Below are 21,848 nucleotides of genomic sequence, written 5' to 3'. Positions count from 1 at the left end.
TTGTCTCAAAGGACGCGGGTTTAATCTTGAAAATACGCGCTTGACAGACCCTAGACGAGTGAAAAAATTGATTGCGGTGTTAGCTATAAGCTTCTGTTGGTGTTACTTAACGGGTGAATGGCAACATGATCAAAAAAAAGCGATAAAAATAAAGAAGCATGGACGACTCTCAATGAGTTTATTTCGCTATGGTTTAGACTATGTTCAAATGGCGATTCAGCGTTTAATTGGTTTTGGGAAAAAAGAAGAGTTTAAGGAAATTTTGGCAATTTTAAGAAGGCAGAACCCTGATAGGATAAGGGTTCTGTGAAATTTGTCGTGTACAGAGACAATACAGACAAAGTTTAGCTGGTGTAAGAAAAAGCTTACAAGTAGATACGAGAAATACGACTTCTTTGACTTTTGTATTATGGCAAAATCTACCACACAAGGAAGTGAAACCCAGAACAGGAATGTTCAGAGAAAAAGACGCGAAAACGCGCAAATAACTACAATAAACAAAACAATAAGAATAACAAGACAAGAAACTACAGCGCAAAAACAGCCCGAGCTCTGCTCGGGCTGTTTTATTTTAAGGGCGAAATATTCCAGTAGATGAAAAGTAGTTGGCAAAATGTGACGCATTATTAATGATATGCAATTGTATATTTATTTTCCTTGGATACTTTATAGCTAACATGATGTGTATGCCCTTAGCATAAATCATATTTTTTAGACATTTAAAAAATTTAAAGCGCGTGTTTGTCGTTCTGTTTTGCAATCGGAACGTTTTTGCCTTAAAATGATGCCCTTGCTGTAGTGATGCACGGCAGTCAATTGAGCAATCAATTGATCGGTATCAAATCTTTTATTAAGCATCTCGGAGAAATCGAATGGCTTTAACAAACGCAGATCGCGCAGAGATCATTGCTAAATTTGCTCGTGCTGAAAACGACACTGGTTCACCAGAAGTTCAAGTAGCGCTTTTAACTGCTCAAATCAATGACTTACAAGGTCACTTCAAAGAGCACAAACACGACCACCATAGCCGTCGCGGTTTAATCCGCATGGTTAACCAACGTCGTAAGTTACTTGACTACCTTAAAGGCAAAGATGTGACTCGTTACAGCGCATTGATTGCTGCTTTAGGTTTACGTCGTTAATTCGATTTAAGCTTTTATTTTCGGACTATTGCATGTTGAATGCTGTATTACTGAAAACTAAAGTATATCTAGCCGTGGCTAGATCAGTGGAAGGGGCGAATGATTCGCTCCTTCTTTGTGTTTAAAATTCGTGTTTCATTCGAGTGAGGTCGGCTTCTAAGCTTTGTCATTTACCTAAACAATAGTATTGTGAATGCCAAACCTTAGGGGTCTCCACGAGAATAATTGTTCACAAGAACTAGGAAAAAATAAAACATGTCGATGTTTAATATTATTCGTAAAGAATTCCAATTTGGTCAGCACCAAGTTGTACTTGAAACTGGTCGTGTAGCGCGTCAAGCCAACACGGTAATGATTACTATGGGTGGCGTGACTGTATTGGTTGCAGTCGTTGCTCAACCAACTGCAAAAGCGGGTCAAGATTTCTTCCCACTGACTGTTAACTATCAAGAAAAACAATATGCTGCAGGTCGTATCCCTGGTGGCTATGGTAAGCGTGAAGGCCGTGCTTCAGAAGCAGAAACTTTAATTTCACGTTTAATTGACCGTCCAATTCGTCCGTTGTTCCCAGAAGGTTACTACAACGAAATTCAAGTCACTGCGACAGTTGTATCTTCTGACAAAACGATGGAAGCTGACATTGCTGCAATGTTGGGTACCTCTGCTGCACTTGCGATTGCAGGTACACCGTTCCGTGGTCCAATTGGTGCGGCGCGTGTGGGTTTAATTAACGGCGAATACGTGCTGAACCCGAACTTTGAACAAATGGCGCAATCTGACCTTGACCTTGTGGTTGCGGGTACAGAATCTGCTGTATTGATGGTTGAATCTGAAGCGAAAGAACTTTCAGAAGACCAAATGTTAGGCGCAGTGCTTTACGGTCATGACGAAATGCAAATCGCAATTCAAGCGATCAAAGAATTTGCAGCAGCGGCAGGCGCAACGGAGTCAACTTGGACTGCTCCTGAGAAAAACGAAGACCTTCGTGCAAAATTAAAAGAAGCGTTTGAAGCAAAAATTTCTGAAGCTTATACCATTGCCATCAAACAAGACCGTTATGCTGCATTAGATGCACTTCAAGCAGAAGCGGTTGCGCAATTCGTTCCTGAAAATGACGAAACTGGCATTGCAGATGACTTGAACGAACTCTTTGAAGATCTTAAATACCGTACCGTACGTGACAACATCTTATCTGGTAAACCACGTATTGATGGTCGTGACACCAAAACCGTTCGTGCGCTTGACGTACAGGTTGGCGTTCTAGAGCGTGCACACGGTTCTGCATTGTTTACTCGTGGTGAAACTCAAGCTTTAGTTACCACGACTTTAGGTAACACACGTGATGCCTTAATGGTCGATACTTTATCGGGTACTAAAACCGACAACTTCATGTTGCACTACAACTTCCCTGCATACTCAGTAGGTGAAACAGGTCGTGAATCTGGTCCTAAACGTCGTGAAATTGGTCATGGTCGTTTGGCACGTCGTGGTGTGCAAGCAGTTCTTCCTGCGGCAGATCGTTTCCCGTATGTGATTCGTATTGTATCGGACATCACTGAGTCTAACGGTTCATCTTCTATGGCGTCTGTTTGTGGTGCATCGTTATCACTTATGGATGCAGGTGTTCCATTGAAAGCACCAGTTGCGGGTATCGCAATGGGCTTAGTGAAAGAAGGCGAGCGTTTCGCTGTGCTTTCTGACATTTTGGGTGATGAAGACCACCTTGGCGACATGGACTTTAAAGTCGCAGGTTCTGCCAACGGTATTACTGCACTGCAAATGGACATCAAGATTGAAGGCATCACTGAAGAAATCATGGAAGTTGCATTAAACCAAGCTTATGCAGGTCGTATGCATATCTTAAATGCAATGAACCAAGTGATTTCACGTGCGCGTCCAGAAATTTCTATGCATGCACCAACTTTCCAAGTGATCAACATCAACCCAGACAAGATTCGTGACGTGATTGGTAAAGGTGGTGCAACCATCCGCCAAATTACTGAAGAAACAAAAGCGGCAATTGATATTGAAGATAACGGTACAGTGCGCGTATTTGGTGAAACTAAAGCTGCTGCGCAAGCTGCTGTTGCAAAAATTCAGGCTTTAACTGCTGAAATCGAGCCAGGTACAATTTACACAGGTAAAGTGATCCGTATTGTGGAATTCGGTGCGTTCGTCAATATCCTTCCAGGTACTGACGGTTTACTTCACATTTCTCAAATTTCAAATGAGCGTATTGCCAACGTTGCAGACGTGTTGAAAGAAGGTCAGGAAGTGAAAGTACAGGTTGCCGACGTAGACAACCGTGGTCGTATCAAATTAACCATGAAAGACATCGAACAAGCGTAATGCTGTGTTGATGATCTGAAATGGTTAAAACCCGTATTCAATCTGAATGCGGGTTTTTTTATGCTAAAAATTTTGTTGCCCCGTACAAAAACCATCTTGGTCACATGAAAAGCGGTATAAATTACAGCATGTATTTGAAAAGAAGCCTGATGGAGGCTTAAGATGAGTACATCTTAAAATCTCAAAAAATCGTACAAGAAAACTGAAAATAGAGTGCCCGTTCTATGCAAAGTTATTATTTTTATCTGCATACCAATCACAAAACCAATATTTATGTGCAAAAACAGCCAATCGAAGGGCTTGAACCTGAATTTATCTGGATTGATTGCACCCGTGATGATGTGCTTAACCGTGCAGAACAGTGGCAACACGAGATTTTTCAGCACAGTCAATTATCACTTAATGAATATCATGTGCGCGATATTTTAAATATAGAGCATCCTTGTGCGTTTGATACTTTAGATGATTATGACTTATTGATTTTTCGAAAACTGATCACACCTGAAGACTGTATTGCAACAGGGCAGCAAGGCGGAGAACATGAACGGTTTTTTGGACTTGCTACTACGCCGATGAGCTTTATTATGACACCGCAGATTTTGATTACGGTGCGGGAACAGGGCAATAAAGTCATAGAAAGTTATTTGTCACGTGTGGAAGCTGCGGTGCAACGCCCGATTGAAGAACAGAATAAAGCACGTAAATTGGCAGCAACACCACTAGATTTAACTTTACGTTTACTGAATTTGGTGGCGGATGATTATTTGGATATTCGTATGCCACTGACCCGTCGTGTGGAATATTGGCAACAAGAGTTGTTGCAGGGGCATCGTCGTTTTACCCGTTGGCATCAATTGCTGCAAGAAAATATGGCGTTTCAGCAAGTTGAAAATTTATGTGAAGAGCAAATTGAAGCCTTGCAGGAACTGCGTGATGAAATTGTCGATAACTACCCACATTTACGTGGAAAAAAACGTAATGAACGACAGGATATTATTTTGGTACGTTTGGATGATTTGACCAGTCATATTGAACGAATTCAAAAGCATACCATTCGCTTACGTTCTGCAGTGCAAACAGCAATTGATCTGCATTTTTCTGCCATTGCCAACCAAACCAATGAAAATATGCGGATTTTAGCCATCATTACCGCAGTTTTTGCACCTTTGACTTTGTTCACAGGTATTTATGGTATGAACTTTGAGTTTATGCCAGGTTTAAAACATGCACAGGCCTTTTGGATTATGCTGGGTGTAATGATCATGACCACTTTACTGTTGCTGTATTATTTCTATCGACGTCACATGGTGGGGCGGGGTGAAAAAAGTGTGATTGATATGTTGGCGCAACAACATAGCGATCAACACATGAGCTTATTTTGGTTTTTAGACTATGAACCCATTAAGCAAACCGTGAAAGGCACTTTAAAGGAAGTCGAAAAACTGACTAAACTTAAATAATTCAGAAGCTCAACTTGCAGATATGGTAATAGATAAAGTTTTGTATCCGATAGAGATATCACAAGGTCATTCATCGCAAAAGTTGTCCACAGAGCTCAAGAGTTATCCATAGGGCTGATAAGCTTATCCACAGATTGAACGAGATTGCGGATATTAAGCTCAAGATGGCAGATTTTTGAATGGTCTTTGAACACGGGTTTCGGGTTTAAATACGCCATCTTGTTTTGCTTTTTCTTGCTGTGTCCTGTATTTGATTGTATGAGGATTTGCAGTTCAGACTTGTATGTATTTTTAAGCCAATTGATCATTTTGTGCATTACGCAGCAAGTGATACATTTCATCTTTTAGTCTTAATTTTTTGCGTTTCAGCGCTTCAATGTCATCATTAATTTGATGCACAGGATCAAGCTCTAACTGGCTTATTTCACGGTCTAGCTGCTCGTGATCTTCAAAAATTTTTGAAAAATGTGGATTGTTGTCGCGTAATCCCTGAATTAAATCACGAAACTCAGGAAACATATTTTTAATTTTCTTGTTGCAGTCTTTGGTTTTCATTGTGTCGATCATTCTCATCAAATAAATTTACGGGCATAGAAAGAAAAACGCTCTAGCAAGGTGATGAATCACACAGCTAGAGCGTGAGGATTAACTATGTTGAAAATTCAGATGTTTAACTTCTTTACGTAATTTTTGCACTTCATCAATCAGGTCAAGCATCATGGCGACAGCTGAAAAACTGGCATCAAAATCACGTTGCAGCCGATAGGCTTGGCGTGCACGGCTGACATCTTCACTAAAAAATTGGTGGATGCGTTCGGCAGGGCGGGAAGGCAGGATGTCATATTCTAAAAGTTGTAAGACCCATTCAGGGCTTTGCCCACACGCTTCGGCAAATTTTTTTAAATCTAACTGGGTAAATTCTTCAATAATTTCTGTGTGCTGTCCGTCTGAAGAGATTTCACGATATAGAATAGTGGTCATAGCATACTCCTTCTAGTTTATTTCAAGTTGAATCATCAACCTGAAATGAGGGATTGTATTTGCATCTGATTGCTTTATATCAAAGTGGATGATCCTTTAATTTAGCGCCTATAGCATGCAATTGAGTCTATTATTTGTATTGCTTTGGTGAATTTGTGGCCTATCCATGCCGTTGAGTTATTCTGCTTAGAATTAAAATGCACAACCAATATAGATTATTTTTTGTGCAAGGTGTTTAATTATTCAAGCATTTCATCAGAAGTGATAGCCTAAAGTTTAAGCTTATTGTTTCAAAGTATGACAATAAAAAAGACCCTTGAAAGGGTCTTTGGGATCAGCAGCTTATTCTGAATGGCGATGGAACTTAGTATTTCACCCAAGTCACGCTTCGGCCAATTACAGAAACACCAACATAACCACGTAAGGTTAGGCGCTTACCGTTAGCGCTTAAACGTGCTTTACCTTTATAAACCTTACCGCCAATTGGGTCTAGCACGTGGCCTTGGTTAAATTCACGTGGGTTTTTCGGGTCTTGTTTAAAGCCCCAAATAAATGGCAAGCCAATAAAAGGTTTATTCTTTAAGTTACCTGGGCAATTGCTGCAAATCACCATTTTTTCTGCGCCAGGAACATTGCGGGTTTCAACGATAATACCCTCATAGGTACCATCTGCTTTTTTACGAATTTCGACATCGGCACGTGAATACCCTGTACGGTCATCAATGGTTTTCCATTTACCAATTAGAGGATCACTTTCAGCAAAACTTAAACTAGAAAGTGTGGCGAAAATCAGACCTGCAAAAATCCCTTTATAATTTTTTTTCATCAATGTGTCCCCAAATGCGTTAAAAATCTTAAAAATAGAGTAAAAATTCTATTTTGAGCTTTATAGCAAGAAAATACTGAAGACGCAAATTGATTATGGTAAATTTAGAGAGAAATACGCAAGAAAAACGTGAAAATTAAAGCTTTATTTCGCTTTTGAAGCTATTGTTTTGATGAGTGCGATAAAAGTCCAATTTAGGATATATCAATCATTTCAGACTTTTATCGCTTAAAAAGAGATGGGGAAAGAACAGCGACTAGTATTTAATCCAAGTCATTTTACGGCTGGCATTGGTAGAAATATCTACATTGTAGAGGGTTAAATGTTTGCCGTTACTGCTTAAACGGGCACGAGTTTTATATTGCTTACCCGTACGTGGGTCTAAATAATCACCTTCATAAAATTCAATTTGAGTACTTGGCGTGGCTTTTAAGTGACTTAATGGCACAAAACCTAACAGTGGCTTATCTTTATTTTTACCCGTACAGAGTGTGCAATTTTCCAAACGCGGTGCGCCAGGAACCGCACGTAGTTCTATAATCGTAGCGGCATACGCACCTTGTTTATCTTTACTCATGACTACGTCAGACAATGAAAAACCTGTGCGGTAGTCTAATGTTTTCCATTTGCCCAAAAGTGGGTCTGCATTGGCTGCATAAGCTAAACTTGAACAGCAAATCGCGCTGATGAATGCTAAACGAGAAAAGAACAGGGTGTTCATAAAATCAATATCCCAGAGAAGAAGCAGCCCAAAATATATAAAGGCATAAAAAAAATATGGGATTATTTATACCCAATTTACGCGGTATTTTCTAGTAATTGCATGAAAGTTTTGTGAAATTAATCACATGAAAAGTAATAAAATAATAGGTTTTGACGATGGTCATCACGTAAATAAAAAATGAGCAGAATGTACTGCTCATTTTTGATGAATTTTCAGCATTACATCACATATTAATCATGGTATTCACCATGCCATTTAACTGAGATGTTCTCCAAATAAACCTAAGGCTTCTTCGGCACTGAAGGTATATTGTGCGCTACAGAATTGGCAATCCATGGTAATTGGATTTTGATATTCTAGCGTTTCACGTACTGCAGCGACACCAATTTGAATTAAGGCATTGGCACAGCGTTCTTTGGAGCAAGTGCAACCAAAACGCAGTGCTTCTACTTCAGGTAAACGCACTTGTTCTTCATTGTATAAACGGTACAGAATTTCATTGACCTCTAAATCTGTCAATTCTTCGGCCTTTAAGGTTTCCGTGAGCATAGTCACACGTGGCCATAAATCTTCATCAACTCGCTGTTGTTCTTCTTCACTGTTACGTGGCAACAGTTGAATTAGTAAGCCGCCCGCACGTTCTGCATTGCTGGCTAACACAATACGGGTAGGAATTTGTGCAGATAAGTCATAATACTGCATTAAACATTCGGCTAAATTGGCTTTATCTAACGGTACAATCCCTTGATAACGTTCACCAAATTCTGGCTCAATGTTAATAAACAACACAGGGCTGACCAGACTTTTCAGTACGGTGCTGCTGTCTTCTGCAGTTAAAAAGTGTGGATCTGGTTCGTAGTCTGCCAACGCACGGACTTCACCCAAGTGGTTACATTCAGCCATGGCCCACTTAAACGTGCCAGATGCCTGAATTTGTAGGCTGATGCGACCCTTAATTTTTAGGGTACTGGCCAACAATGCAGTGGCGCAAAGCATTTCGCCCAACAATACTTGTACCGCTGGCACATAGTCACGTTGTTTTAGAATGGTTTGCAAAGCATCTTCGAGATGAACTACCTCACCACGAACAGGGCTATCTTCAATAAAAAAGCGTTGGCGTAAATCAGACATAAAATTCTCCATAACCCTGTTTTAATGGTGGCATTATTGTAAAACACAAGTCAGTTTGCTGCATCACGTGTTACATCAATATGACCACTATGTAAGCCACGTTTTAAATCGACCCCGAGTGGCATTTCACGGTTTTGTGCATCACTTTCAAACAGGTGTTCTAATTCGGCCAAGGCATTACGATGGGTTTCATAAATTTTTTGTTCATCGGTATAAATATGTTGCTGCTGTGCCAATAGCTTTTCATCATAATCACGGAACAATTCAATACTTTTATAGGCATCATCTTCATTAATACCCAAATCACGCAAAGCCTGATAGGCCATGCCCAAGGAGGATAAATAGGTTTCCCGCCAAATATGGGTCACGCCTAAATCACGTAATAAATGCACGTGATGGCGGTCACGGGCACGTACCAATAATTTCAATTCAGGATAATTCAGGCGAATATGTCGTGCGACATTCATTGAATCTTCAATATCATCAATGGCTAAAATAAAAATTTGTGCATGTTGAATGCCTGCGGCACGTAAAATTTCAGGTTGGGTGGCATCGCCATAATAGACTTTGCCGCCATAATTACGCACAAAATCAATTTTGTCGATATTACTGTCAATTGCGGTAAAGTGCTGATGCTGTAAATGCGCCACACGGGCAATGATTTGTCCAAAACGGCCAAAGCCTGCAATGATCATAGGCGGATGCGCATCGGGAATCTCATCATACACAGGTATTTTTTCCCGCTCCAAACGCGGGATAATTTGACTGCTCATCAACCAATATAAAATTGGGGTCAGTACCATCGACAACGTCACAATCAAAGTCAGCGGTTGCAGCATGGCTTGACTGAGCACACTTTCACTTTGCGCAACGCTCAGCACCACAAAGGCAAACTCACCGCCTTGAGCCAAGCACGTTGCCAAGAGCAAACTATTGCGCCAAGAATATTCAAAATAACGTGCAATGGCCGTTAGGGTTAGCAGTTTGATGAGCATTAAGCCCAACGCACCGCCAATAATCAACCATGGCTGTTCCACCAACAAGGAAAGTTGGGTGCTCATACCTACAGTCATAAAGAATAGGCCCAGTAACAGACCCTTAAAGGGTGCAATGCTGGCTTCGAGTTCATGACGAAATTCAGAGTCGGCCAACAAGACACCCGTTAAAAATGCGCCTAAAGTGGTGCTAATGCCCAGTACATCCATAATGCTGACCACGCCGAGCACAATGAATAGACCTACTGCCGTGATCAGTTCATGTGCACCACTTTTGGCCACAAAACGGAAGAAGGGACGCATTAGATAACGGCTAAATAAAAACAGTCCGCTAAAGGTGGCAATAATGGCTGCAAAGTAGGCAATACCATGGTGGGTAGATTCAGCACCTGCCAGCATGGGAATCATGGCAATTAAAGGAATTGCGGCGATATCTTGAAACAGTAAGATTGAAAAGGATTGCTGCCCATAACTGCTATTGAGTTGTTGCTTTTCTTGCAGCATTTGCAGCACAAATGCGGTGGAGGACAGCGCTAATGCAAAACCAATTACCACGCTTGCAGCAATGCCTTGCTGTAAGGCAAAGAATGCCAACACAGCCAGTAAAACGCCTGTAATGCCGACCTGTAAACTGCCTAAAACAAAAATGGGTTTACGCATATCCCATAGTCGTTGTGGACGTAGTTCCAAGCCAATAATAAACATCAGGAAGACCACGCCGTACTCTGCCAATTCCTGAATGGCATCCGGGTCGCTGGCAATATTGAATACGCTAGGCCCTAGCAAAATGCCTGTAAACAAATAGCCCAATACGGTCGCAATACCAAAGCGTTTTAGTAAGGGAACCAAAACCAATGAAGCGCCTAGAAAAATGGTTATTTGTAACAATAAGGACATGTGGTCATCCAAAGTTTAAAGCGGTGGATTATTGAAATAAGTGCTGATACAGCTAAGTTTCAATTTACAGTATTAGCTAAATTCTTGCGGATCTATATCTAAACTTAGTTTCATGCTGGATGGCTTTTCATGCAACATATTTTGCCACCAGTTCCTGATATAAAAATGTAAGCGTGCCCGATCTTTAGACAACAACACCATGTGTGCATGGAAACGTCCTGCTTTACGTTCCATTGGCGCAGGAATCGGCCCCCAAATTTCAATTAATTGTTCTGAATGTTCTCTAAGCCATTGTGCATGTTGTTGTAAAAATTGCTGGTTTAATTCCTGACTTTTAGATTCACAGCGAATCAAAGCACTGTAACGATAAGGCGGTAATTGTGCAGCTTTGCGTTCTTTTAAACTTTGTTTGGCGAACTTGCGGTAATCTCCCTCGACCAATGTGGTGAGAAGTGGATGATCAGGACGCACACTTTGCAAATAAACATCACCTTTATGCTCACCGCGCCCTGCACGTCCCGCCACTTGCACAATCAGTTGAGCCGTGCGTTCAGGTGCGCGAATATCCACACTAAGTAAGCCTGAATCAATATCTAAAATTGCCACCAATGTCACATACGGAAAATGATGCCCTTTGGCCAGCATTTGCGTGCCCAATAAAATCAGTGGTTCGCTGCGTTGAATACGGTCATAAATTTTTTGCCAACTGCCAACACGACTGGTTGAGTCACGATCTACCCGAATCACATCTACATTGGGAAACAGCTCGTTTAAACTGTCTTCGACTTTGGCAGTGCCCATGCCAATTGGTTTGAGTTCTGCATGGTTGCAGGCAGGGCATTGCTCAGGTTTACGATGAATCGTACCGCAGTGGTGGCAATGCAAATGTGTATAAGGTTGATGATGCAAGGTAAAGTTGGCATCACAATTCGGGCATTTGGCTTGCCATGCACAGCTCTCACAAATCAATACGGGTGCATAGCCGCGTCGGTTTAAAAACACCAAAACTTGTTCTTTTTTAGCCAAGCGTTTTTTGATTTCATCAATCAATTGTTGGCTAATACCGTGCTGTTTTTTGGCAATTTTTAAATCAATCAGGTGGATTTTGGGCATGAGTGCCGTGCCCGCGCGTTGATTTAATTCCAGACATTGCATTTTGCCTTGATCGACTAGTGCATAGCTGTCAATGCTTGGAGTTGCCGAACCTAAAATAACAGGGCAATTTTCCAGATGGGCACGATAGAGCGCAACATCACGGGCATGGTAGCGAAAACCTTCCTGCTGTTTAAAAGACAGGTCGTGTTCTTCATCTAAAATAATCAAGCCTAAATTTGGCAATGGGGTATAAATCGCAGAACGTGTACCTAAAATAATCGAGGCTTTGCCCGTTTGTGCGGCTTGCCACGCCTGCAAACGCTTGGAATCATTTAAACCTGAATGTAAGAGGGCGATGTGGCAGTGAAAACGCGATTGGAAACGGCTAATGGTTTGTGGCGTTAGACCAATTTCAGGTACTAACACCAACACTTGTTTGCCCTGTTTTAGTACCTCATGCATGATGTGTAAGTACACTTCAGTTTTACCGCTACCCGTTAAACCATCCAGTAAAAATGCCTTATATTGCTGCCGTACTTTAAGTACGCTGTCGATGGCTTTTTTCTGATCTGGATTAGGGGTTAAAGGCATTTGCGCCAAAGTCACTGGCATTGGGCTAAAATCTTGGGCTTCCAAAACACATGCGCAAATTTCTTTATTCGCCAAGGCTTTTAGGGTTGCTGTTTCAATGCCTGCCAAATTTAAAATATTTTCAGAAGTTCCCGAAGGATGCAGCTTTAAAATTTTATAGGCTTCTTGTTGTTTTTCTGAGCGTGTAATTTTAGCTTCGGCATGTGCATCCAACAATTTCCAAGTACGTGCCAATAAATTATAGGGTTTGGCTTGGCGCAATAAGCTAGGTAAGGCACTTTGCATCACTTCACCAATCGGGAATTGATAATATTGTGCCGACCATGTCAACAAAGTTAAAACTTTAGGGTCTAAAATCGCTTGCTCATCTAACAGTTCGCTAATGGCTTTGAGTTTAAAACGTGGATCAATTGGGGTGTCGAGTGCCAGTTTTTCGACAATAATTCCGACCAAGTTTTGCCGACCAAAAGAAACCAAGACCCGCGCGCCCACTTCTGCTTGCTGATATTGTGCTGCACTGAGCATATAATCGAAGCAGTCGTAAAGATATACGGGTACAGCCACTCGAATACGATAAACAGGCTGTGGGTCTAAAGTGGAATCTGGCATAGAAAAAGTCGTATCGTCCTGTGAAAAATGGCTTCGTGCTCGACTTTGGCATGTGTTAGAGTGAGCACAGAATTTATATCTAAGAATATGAATGATTTTAGTGGTCAGACGCAACTGCGTTGCAAGAAATTTTGGAAAATTAGAGCATTACAATGCCAGCATATCAATTTACTGCCATTGACGCTTCAGGGAAGCAGCAAAAAGGTGTTTTAGAGGGTGATTCTGCACGACAAATCCGTCAGCAATTACGTGACAAAGAATGGATTCCTGTCAGTGTCGATACCGTTGAACAAAAAGATAAACACAGTGGCAAACAATGGTTTCAGAAAAAAATCACCGCCTATGATTTGGCTTTGCTGACCCGTCAGTTATCGGTTTTGGTGGCTGCTGCGATTCCTTTGGAAGAAGCCGTTCGCGCTGTGGGTAAACAAAGTGAAAAAGCCCATGTGCAAAATTTGCTGATGTCGGTGCGTTCCAAAGTTTTGGAAGGTTATTCACTGGCCAATGCTTTACAACAATCGGGGCGTTTTCCAGACTTATATATTGCCACCATTGCCGCAGGCGAGCGTTCGGGGCATTTGGATTTAATTCTGGAACAATTGGCAGATTACACCGAAAACCGCTTTGCCATGCAGAAAAAAATTCAAGGGGCGATGATTTATCCCATCATTTTAATGCTGATGTCTTTTGCGATTGTGATGGGTTTAATGACTTATGTCGTACCCGATATTGTTAAAACCTTTGATCAGAGCAAAGATGCCTTGCCGTGGATCACCGTGGCATTAATGAAAGCCAGTGATTTTATTCGTGTTGCATGGCCGTTTTTACTGGTGGCTTCTGTGGTGGGGGTATTGTTGTTGGTGCGTTTTTTACGCACCACCGCAGGGCATTATGCCTTTGACCGTTTAACCTTAAAGTTGCCGTTATTTGCAAAATTATCACGTGGGATTAATGCCGCGCGTTTTGCCAGTACCTTGTCTATTTTGACTCAGTCGGGTGTGCCTTTGGTGGATGCGCTAAATATTGGTGCTGCGGTCAGTAACAACTGGGTCATTCGTGATGCGGTCAATTTGGCGGCAGAAAAAGTCACTGAAGGTGGTAACTTGGCGACGCAATTAGAGCGCAGTGGTTATTTCCCACCGATGATGGTACAAATGATCAAAAGTGGTGAAGCCTCGGGCGAGTTAGACCGTATGCTGTCACGTGCTTCAGACATGCAAGACCGTGAAGTGACCACACTGATTTCTACCCTGTTGGCATTATTAGAACCGTTGATGTTGGTACTGATGGCGAGTATTGTACTGGTGATTGTGATTGCGGTAATGCTGCCAATTGTGAATATGAACAATATGATTTAAATCGTTTTGAAGCATCGTTCTTCAAACAGAATCTAAAATAAATGTCGAATTGATATAAATACATGAGAGAGATTGAATGAAACAGAAGCAACCGAGTAAACAGTCTGGTTTTACCCTGATTGAAGTCATGGTGGTGATTGTAATTTTAGGTGTGTTGGCGGCTTTAATCGTACCGAACGTAATGGGACGTGGTGAAAAAGCCAAAGTAGATACTACGGTTATTACTTTAAAAGGTGTGGCTGGCGCACTCGATCAATACAAACTCGATAATCAAAAATATCCTTCAATGCAAGACGGTGGTTTAGATGCCTTGGTGAATCAGCCTGCTTCGGCTAAAAACTGGTTGCCAGGCGGTTATGTGAAAGGGGGCTATCCGAAAGACAGTTGGGATAATGACATCCAATATGTGATTCCGGGTTCAGAAGGTCGTCCATTTGATTTATATTCTTTTGGTGCAGATGGTCAGCAGGGTGGTGAAGGTACCGATGCCGACATTTATTATCAGCCTTAATAGAAGATGAGTTGAGTCTATATATTGATTCAGTGAACTCCAAAAAAAACCGAGCGCTTAATGCTCGGTTTTTTTATGAATGGTTATTTCTAGCCGCTATTGAACAGTACTATTAACGACGTGATTTAAACGACACATCCACCTGACGTGGTCGATAAATCCACCCCATAATTAACAACAGCAATGAGAAAATCAGCACAGGCCAATCGCTGAGTTGGGTATACAGTGTTTGACCTTGCATGGCAGGCAGATCACCACGCAGCACAAATTCCTGATCCATTGGCGCTTGTTTGACAATATGCCCATGATGGTCAATAAATGCGGTCACACCTGTATTGGTGGCACGAACAAACCAGCGTCCATTTTCTTTGGCGCGCATTTGTACCATTTGTAAATGTTGCAATGGCCCTGCAGTACCCGTAAACCAAGCATCATTGGATACTGTTACCAAAAAGTCACTTTGGCTAGCATTGCGGCGGGTCAGGTTCGGATAAGCCACCTCATAACAAATGGCTGCCCCCAAATGATGCTGTTTAATTGCAAGCGGTTTTTGCTCAGACGCTCCACGTGAAAAACCACTCATGGATGGGTCATTTTGCATCGCAGGTAGTACCCAACTCAGTAAGCCTGAAAGCGGAATATATTCACCAAAAGGCACCAGACGCTGCTTTTTATACAAGCCTTCAGCCGCATCTCCCGTTGCCATAATGCTGTTGTAATACATTGGATGTTGCTGCACTTGTGATTCAGGCAAGTCCCAATACGGAATACCTGTCACCCACGAACTGCCCGTTTTTTCAGCTTGTGTTTTCATGGCATCCAAAAACGGTTCAATATCGGTCTGGAACATTGGAATGGATGATTCAGGCCAAACAATAATGTCGCGTCCCCATTCAGTTCGGGTCAAGCGGGTATAAATTTCCAAGGTCTTAATTTGGTATTCGGTTAGCCACTTTAAGTCTTGAGGAATGTTGCCTTGAATCAGAGAAACCGAGAGTGGCTTTTCAGATTTTGCAGTTACAAAACTGAGTTGTGCTGCACCCCATGCACCCAAAAGTAAAATTGCCGATGGAATCAGCCAGAAGATACGCTTTTTAAGGACTTCAACCAACGCACAGGCCAGCAAGATGACCACAAAAGACACCCCGAAAATACCAAACAACGGTGCATAGCTATCCAAAAAGCGTTCGGTGAAGGCATAACCTGCAAACAGCCATGGAAAACCTGTAAAGACCCAAGTTTTCGCCCATTCAAAAAATACCCATAGCGGTGCAAAAGTCAGTGGTGTTTCAGGGAAAAACCGACGATATAACCACGTTTGTACGGCAGTAAACAAACCCATCAACAGCGCCATAATGACAATCATCAGCACGCTTAAAAAGGCATTGGTGTCGCCATAGACGTGAATGGATGTATAGAGCCAAAATGCTCCGACAAACCACAACCCAATCCCGTAAGACCAACCAATCAAAAAGGCCTGTTTCGGGGTGCGTTTGCTTAAAGTCGCATACAGCAAAGCAGGTGAAAGTAAGGCAATCCACCAGTAATGATAGGGAGCAAGTGCCAAACTAAACACTGCACCTGCCAATAGGGCAATGATTAATGGATAAATTAAGGGCAGTTGTTGATGTTCTGCAGGATTAGACAGCTTGGAAAAAAAAGTCCTCATTGACGTACGGCTCGAATCAGATGAATAGTGCGGGCATCTGCTTCAAGAATGGTAAACTCCCAGTTGCCAATCACAATCACTTGTCCTTGCAAATCACTCACCAAACCAATTTCCTGAAGCAATAAACCGCCCACAGTTTCTACTTCATCGTCAGAAAAATCTGCATCTAAAACATTATTAAAATGTTCGATTGGTGTAAGTGCTTGTACTAACCAAGTATTTGCCGTTTTTGGGTCGTGATCGGGGATGATGTATTCTGCTTCTTCGTCAATATTGTCGTGTTCATCTTCAATTTCACCGACAATTTCTTCTAAAATATCTTCTAAAGTAACCAAGCCCGAAGTGGTGCCATACTCATCAATCACCACTGCAATATGGGTTTGGGTGTTTTTGAGCATACGCAATACTTGGTCTGAACGAGCACTTTCAGGCACAAATAACGGCTGACGCATTAAGGCGCGAATATCGACTTTGGTTCTTTGTTCAGTCAGTAAAGGCAATAAATCTTTTGCCAATAAAATCCCCACCACGTTGTCGGGTTGGTCAGATGAGAACACAGGAAAACGTGAATGTGCCGATTCGACCAGTACATGCAAAATGTCGAGTAGCTCATCATCTTCTTGTAAGCTAATCATGGCGGTACGTGGGGTCATGACTTCACGGATTTTGGTGGCAGGTAAATCCAGAACACCTTCGAGCATTGCCACCGTATCGGGTTCTAAAAAACGACGTGAATCTTGTACTAATTTTAGCAATTCATCGCGGGTTTCTGGTGCAGTGCCTAACCATTTTCTTAGGCCACGCATACCCCACGATGGGCCTGATTCCTCGTGCATGATCTTTCCTAAAGACTCTTTATATCTAAAAAACTTAGCTTAATCATACCTTAGAAAATACAGTTGTCTATTGCTAATCTTGGGAGAAAATGACGGCAATTACGTCACGAGATGTGTTGCTATGCGTAGCGGGAACACATAAAACAAGGCTGCGCTTTATGCTAAACTAGCCCGATGTTTTAATACCGAGTCTGTGCATGTCTGAACTTTCTGTCACACCTAGCATTCAACTGAACACCCGTGGTTTGCGTTGCCCTGAACCTGTGATGATGTTGCATCAAGCCATTCGCAAATCTAAGTCTGGCGATGTGGTTGAAGTGTTTGCAACTGACAATTCGACGTCTTGGGATATTCCAAAATTTTGCATGCATTTGGGGCATGAGTTGTTATTGCAAGAAGAACGCTTAGATGAGCAGGGCAATAAAGAATTTCATTACTTGGTGAAAAAAGGCTAATAGGCAAAAATCAGCCTCAGCACTTTTAGAACACTATAATTTAAACACGATAAATAGTCATGTGATCCATATAGGCATATTTCATTTGCAATTCATGCAAGTTGAAATATGCCTTTTGTGTTTTTAGCCATGACGTTCAACTTTATTTTTAATTTTTCATCAATTTTGTATCAATCTAACCTGCTTCATAGTTTGGGTTGAAAAATGGCGAAACGATCCACGAGTTGCGTTATCTGCTACACATTTTTTAAGGGACTTTTAACTTTTCTGCATTTATAGGGCAAGTTGTGTGCTTGTGCAAAATCTAACAAAGTTCTGTGTGTTGTATAAGAAATAATTTTTAGAGTGTGAATTTGGTCTATTGTTTAGTTATTGATTTTTAACAAAAATATTTTAAATATTTTTTAATATATGGAAAAATTAGCCTATAATGTGATCAGTTTATTGAGTTCGATTGCAGAACATTTGGGGATAAAATTAAGCAGATTTGGGGTTTTGCTTGGTTTGAATGTTATATGGCAGTGTTTATGTTTTATAAGGCTGAAAAAGCTGATTAAGCTGTCGCATTAAAGTAGTCAAGTTAAGAAAAATAATTTTGGGGGGCTTAACTGATTGTCTTTATCTTAAAAAAATATGCCATTTAGACTGAGCAAAATCTGCTTAATTTTTTACGTGATCAATCATCAATAAATCTTGCGTTATCAGCATTTTGATTGAGTACGGTATGATTTTAGATAAAAAGCAAAACTTTTCTTTAAAGCCACTGAGTGTGGCGTGTTTATTGGCCATGAGTATCTCAGGCTGTTCATCGGGTTCAGGCTCTCAGCCAAGCACAGTTCAAGTCACTGATGTGTTGGGGGCAGAAAATGTCAGCCAAGAAGATCAACCGACTACAAATGAAGGCATTGGCAGCGGAGTAGAGCAACCTGTCGCACCATCTGCACCCATTACCGATCAACCTCCTGTGAATTTAGAGCTAGATCATGGCGATGTATCATCCAATGGTGGTGGTTTGAGTGGTGGCAGTACAGATCATGGCAATACATCACCAACTGAAGATTCACTTTTAGACAGCAATGATGCTGTACCTAGCGATGATGCTACCGTTTTAGAAAATAATGATGTCAATCAGCCTGATACGATACCTACACTTGAATCACCTCCGTCAGAAGTAGAGCAACCAGTCGATGTGGTAGCTCCACCAGTAGCCGAGCCTGTTTTAACCGACACCGTCTTGGTCGATAGTGCAATTCAAGATATTGAAGCACCACAAGATACCTCTGACATCGAGATGGGCAGTGCGATTCAAGAACCTGAACCCTCACAAAACACTTTAGAAGTCGAAACAGGCAGTACATTTCTTGAAACGAAGGCAATTTAACCATCACAGGCAACTATTCGATGCAGATTGCTGCAGATCAGCAGCAACATGCGGGTTTTAAAGCACGTTTTGGCAATTTGCTGACGGTAACGGGAACCGCCAATTTGGCAGGGACTTTGAACCTGTTTGATGAAGTGCCACTTGATCAGCCACTTATTACTGCACAAGGTTCACAAACTACCGTATTACGTGCGCAACAAGGCGTACAGCGTGAGTTCGATGCTTATCGCTCAAGCAATCCATTATTTGAGTTGACACAAGTTAGTTATCGTCCTGAACTGAATGCAACGGGCGAGCCTGTACGTGCGGCAGATACAATCAATACCGATGTGGTGATTACGGCAAAGCGTAAATCGACTGAAACGGTGGCGGCTCTTGCTGCTGAACTTGAAGGACGTACTCAGGTTGCCCGTAATTTAGATGTAGTTTTAGCAAGTCTTGATCAGAAACAACAGTTAGAAACGCTGGAAGATGCTGAATAAGTTTTTGCCAATCGCTTATTTAACAATTTTGCTCAAACTATACGTTATAGCAATGCTGCTGAAAGTACAGTTTCTACGCAGGCATTGAATCAACTGTTTCATCAACTTGATCCAAGTTTTTATGCCAATACCGTTTTAAATGTCGCAGAAGAAAGCAGCAAGCAAGAACGTCAGTTTGCACAGCGTTTGGCAACCGCACAACCCAAACAGCTTTGGTTTTCGGGTGATTACCAAAGTTATGATATGGATTATGTCGGCTTAAATAGTGAGCGCCGTAGTCATCATCAAGGTGTTGGTGTGGCAACAAAACTGGCAGGGATGACCTTGGCAGCGCAGGCCGATTTCAGTCAACTGAACTTAGATGATGCCGTACAAACAGGCTCAAAAAATAGCAGTCAGAGCAAAGCCTATGCACTAACTATGGGGACAGCACAGCAGCTTAATCGTGATTTAAGTGTCGCGGCATGGTTAAAAGGCATGCAGGTGGATGTTGACGCGCAGCGTGGTCATGCTCAAGCACAAAAAATACAGTTTGATGGACAAATGTATGCCGCAGGTTTGCGTCTAGATTATAGCTATCCACTCAGTCAAAAAATGCAGATTCAACCGTATTTAGACGCTTCGTTCCAACATTATGTTCATGCCGAACAAACTCAGCAGGATGGTGTCAACAGCTTAGATGATTTGGTGATGCAGCGCTGGAATTTTGGTGCAGGTTTGCAAGCCAATTACCAGTTGAATCCAGCATGGCAATTGCAAGGCAGCTTGTATTACAGCCAACCGATTCAGGAAAAAGCATATTTAGATACCCATTATGTAGGCACAGCGGAGAAACTGAAGTTTGATGCATGGCATGCCGATCAAGGTCAATATCATGCTGCCTTAGGTTCACAACTTCACTTTGGACAACATAGTTTTATCAATTTGAATTATGAATATAGCGGGCGATCACATAGCGACAGTCATCGGGTACAGTTGGCGGTAACGACTCGATTCTAATTGATCGTTTTATTCATGAGAAAGTCATGAAAAAGCGTAGATTTGCGTATGAATGAGAAGTTTGAATCTTGATTGAAACAGCCATGTAGATAAATCTGCATGGCTGTTTTTTCGATCACAGTCAAATGGACTGAGTTTTAGACCGCATAGCGACTCATTAAAGTCAGTGGTGCTTTGGACTGTAAATAATCGGCAGGAATAAATACGATATTGGCAGCGTGTTGCTGTGCTGCATCAATAATATGGTTGATCACATCGTCTGTGGCTTGTGCGCTGTCAGGTGCGTGCGCTTGATCTAGATAAATTCGTTGCTGGTCGGTATCGACCCAACCCGTCTGCATGTAGCCTTGTTGAACATATAAAGTATCGACATTATTTTGCAACACTGCCTGATAAATTTGCTGCAGATCGGTCACAACACGGTCACTGGCATAGAGTTCATCCAGTTGCTGCGCATGTTGCTGATGCAATTGTTGTTGATGGCTTTTTAGCTCGGTCTGAATACTGTCAATAATGTGTTGTGCGCTGCCTTGTTCTAGCTGAGTGACGTTATCTACACTGAAAATAATGGCATTGGGTTGGTCGCAAATAGATTCATAAAAACTGATATTGCGTCGATCACCCACAATGACCAAGCCCAATGGTTCACTGGCACGTACAGTTTGCACATTTTTATCGACACGGTTTAAAAACTCTTTGAGTAAACGGTCTTCATTGGCGGCTGTGGCACGTTCTGCACCGCTGGTGCTATATAAGTTATCATTTTGAACAGGAAATGCACCATGTGGCAGTCGTTCATTCAAGTCGCTGTCATCTACAGAAAACTCATGGATTACACGATCATTGGAGGCCTTAATCAGACGTCCAACTTCACGACTGATCACTACCACATAGTATTGCACTGCATAAGATAGCTCACGAATAAAATCACGCACTGAAAATTGTTGATCAATCACAATACGTTCTTGGGTAGGGAATGGCAGACGCAGTACTTGTGCACTGTCGGCTGTGGCAAAAATAGCCAGACTGTCTAAATGGTAGTTGGGATTCAAATCTTTGGTTTGATGATGAATCTGTTCTAAAATTTGTGCCACCAGACGTTTGTCATAGTCTGCCAACAGGCGTTCTTCGAGTTGTTTAAGTTGGTTTTTAAGAGCAATCACATCTTGCTGATTGTCTGGAAAGGTACGATGTGTGGGTAGAAATAAGCTGACTGCAGGTTGTGCCTGCACATTTTTAAGTTGGTTGAGGGTGTCTGTTAAATTAAGCATGTTGGAATTCCTCTTCTAATGAAAATAAGAAGAACAACCAAATGCTTGAGCAAGATAAAACTCAAAGTACTGCTTTATACTCCACT

At 41.8% G+C, this 21,848-nt stretch carries 19 protein-coding genes and 1 pseudogene; 10 read left to right on the top strand and 10 right to left on the bottom strand.

Annotated elements, in window-relative coordinates:
• The 4 genes and pseudogenes from HX743_RS04920 to HX743_RS04905 form a co-directional block, all read left to right on the top strand.
• Window positions 1-310, top strand: a pseudogene (locus HX743_RS04920) (IS4 family transposase); the annotation flags it as partial.
• Between the two features lie 562 nt (window positions 311-872).
• Window positions 873-1,142 (top strand): 30S ribosomal protein S15, encoded by a 270-nt coding sequence (gene rpsO, locus HX743_RS04915; RefSeq protein WP_004975922.1) that lies wholly within the window; start codon window positions 873-875, stop codon window positions 1,140-1,142.
• Window positions 1,143-1,403: 261 nt separating this feature from the next.
• Window positions 1,404-3,491, top strand: coding sequence for a polyribonucleotide nucleotidyltransferase (pnp, locus tag HX743_RS04910; RefSeq protein WP_171066628.1), 2,088 nt, complete (start codon window positions 1,404-1,406; stop codon window positions 3,489-3,491).
• A 224-nt stretch (window positions 3,492-3,715) separates the two neighbouring features.
• A complete protein-coding gene (locus tag HX743_RS04905) occupies window positions 3,716-4,951 on the top strand; it encodes a magnesium transporter CorA family protein (protein WP_019836057.1) in 1,236 nt (411 codons plus the stop codon).
• Between the two features lie 291 nt (window positions 4,952-5,242).
• Here HX743_RS04905 and HX743_RS04900 read toward each other — a convergent pair whose 3' ends face one another.
• From HX743_RS04900 to HX743_RS04870, 7 genes are all read right to left on the bottom strand, one after another.
• Window positions 5,243-5,506 (bottom strand): YdcH family protein, encoded by a 264-nt coding sequence (locus HX743_RS04900; RefSeq protein ID WP_178318654.1) that lies wholly within the window; start codon window positions 5,504-5,506, stop codon window positions 5,243-5,245.
• A 90-nt stretch (window positions 5,507-5,596) separates the two neighbouring features.
• On the bottom strand, window positions 5,597-5,932 hold the full coding sequence (locus tag HX743_RS04895; RefSeq protein WP_178318653.1) for a chaperone modulator CbpM: 336 nt from the start codon (window positions 5,930-5,932) through the stop codon (window positions 5,597-5,599).
• Window positions 5,933-6,296: 364 nt separating this feature from the next.
• Entirely contained in the window at window positions 6,297-6,758 is a 462-nt protein-coding gene (locus HX743_RS04890; protein WP_178318652.1) for a DUF2147 domain-containing protein, read from the bottom strand.
• A gap of 256 nt (window positions 6,759-7,014) precedes the next feature.
• Entirely contained in the window at window positions 7,015-7,479 is a 465-nt protein-coding gene (locus tag HX743_RS04885; protein WP_178318651.1) for a DUF2147 domain-containing protein, read from the bottom strand.
• A 258-nt stretch (window positions 7,480-7,737) separates the two neighbouring features.
• Entirely contained in the window at window positions 7,738-8,613 is an 876-nt protein-coding gene (locus HX743_RS04880; RefSeq protein ID WP_104852971.1) for an Hsp33 family molecular chaperone HslO, read from the bottom strand.
• 50 nt (window positions 8,614-8,663) lie between these two features.
• A complete protein-coding gene (locus HX743_RS04875; protein WP_178318650.1) occupies window positions 8,664-10,505 on the bottom strand; it encodes a monovalent cation:proton antiporter-2 (CPA2) family protein in 1,842 nt (613 codons plus the stop codon).
• Window positions 10,506-10,577: 72 nt separating this feature from the next.
• Window positions 10,578-12,800: a primosomal protein N' gene (locus tag HX743_RS04870; RefSeq protein ID WP_004975947.1), complete on the bottom strand. Its 2,223-nt coding sequence runs from the start codon at window positions 12,798-12,800 to the stop codon at window positions 10,578-10,580.
• Window positions 12,801-12,952: 152 nt separating this feature from the next.
• On the opposite strand from HX743_RS04870, the gene gspF reads away from it, so the two are divergent.
• Together gspF and gspG are read left to right on the top strand one after the other, a co-directional pair.
• The gene (gene gspF, locus HX743_RS04865) at window positions 12,953-14,158 is read left to right on the top strand and encodes a type II secretion system inner membrane protein GspF (RefSeq protein ID WP_004975948.1); all 1,206 of its coding nucleotides are present in this window, start codon (window positions 12,953-12,955) and stop codon (window positions 14,156-14,158) included.
• Window positions 14,159-14,234: 76 nt separating this feature from the next.
• Window positions 14,235-14,669 (top strand): type II secretion system major pseudopilin GspG, encoded by a 435-nt coding sequence (gene gspG / locus HX743_RS04860; protein WP_004975950.1) that lies wholly within the window; start codon window positions 14,235-14,237, stop codon window positions 14,667-14,669.
• Window positions 14,670-14,781: 112 nt separating this feature from the next.
• On the opposite strand, the gene lnt is transcribed toward gspG, so the two are convergent.
• Together lnt and HX743_RS04850 are read right to left on the bottom strand one after the other, a co-directional pair.
• Window positions 14,782-16,338, bottom strand: a complete 1,557-nt coding sequence (gene lnt, locus HX743_RS04855) for an apolipoprotein N-acyltransferase (protein WP_004975952.1) — start codon at window positions 16,336-16,338, stop codon at window positions 14,782-14,784.
• The gene (locus HX743_RS04850) at window positions 16,335-17,174 is read right to left on the bottom strand and encodes a CBS domain-containing protein (protein WP_004975954.1); all 840 of its coding nucleotides are present in this window, start codon (window positions 17,172-17,174) and stop codon (window positions 16,335-16,337) included. Before HX743_RS04850 ends, lnt begins: the two co-directional genes overlap by 4 nt.
• 197 nt (window positions 17,175-17,371) lie before the next feature.
• On the opposite strand from HX743_RS04850, the gene tusA reads away from it, so the two are divergent.
• The 4 genes from tusA (at window position 17,372) to HX743_RS04830 (ending at window position 20,491) form a co-directional block, all read left to right on the top strand.
• Window positions 17,372-17,629, top strand: a complete 258-nt coding sequence (gene tusA, locus HX743_RS04845) for a sulfurtransferase TusA (protein WP_178318649.1) — start codon at window positions 17,372-17,374, stop codon at window positions 17,627-17,629.
• A 724-nt stretch (window positions 17,630-18,353) separates the two neighbouring features.
• Window positions 18,354-19,010 carry a hypothetical protein gene (locus tag HX743_RS04840; protein ID WP_178318648.1) on the top strand — a complete coding sequence of 219 codons (657 nt, stop codon included), beginning with the start codon at window positions 18,354-18,356 and terminating at the stop codon, window positions 19,008-19,010.
• 20 nt (window positions 19,011-19,030) lie between these two features.
• On the top strand, window positions 19,031-19,492 hold the full coding sequence (locus HX743_RS04835; protein ID WP_178318647.1) for a hypothetical protein: 462 nt from the start codon (window positions 19,031-19,033) through the stop codon (window positions 19,490-19,492).
• 84 nt (window positions 19,493-19,576) lie between these two features.
• A complete protein-coding gene (locus HX743_RS04830; RefSeq protein WP_178318646.1) occupies window positions 19,577-20,491 on the top strand; it encodes an autotransporter outer membrane beta-barrel domain-containing protein in 915 nt (304 codons plus the stop codon).
• 137 nt (window positions 20,492-20,628) lie between these two features.
• On the opposite strand, the gene HX743_RS04825 is transcribed toward HX743_RS04830, so the two are convergent.
• A complete protein-coding gene (locus HX743_RS04825) occupies window positions 20,629-21,762 on the bottom strand; it encodes a hypothetical protein (RefSeq protein ID WP_104852982.1) in 1,134 nt (377 codons plus the stop codon).
• Window positions 21,763-21,848: the final 86 nt, after the last annotated feature.

It is taken from the genome of Acinetobacter sp. Swhac1 (assembly GCF_013390985.1).
Lineage (GTDB): Bacteria > Pseudomonadota > Gammaproteobacteria > Pseudomonadales > Moraxellaceae > Acinetobacter > Acinetobacter towneri.
This window is presented reverse-complemented; position numbering and strand designations above follow the sequence as displayed.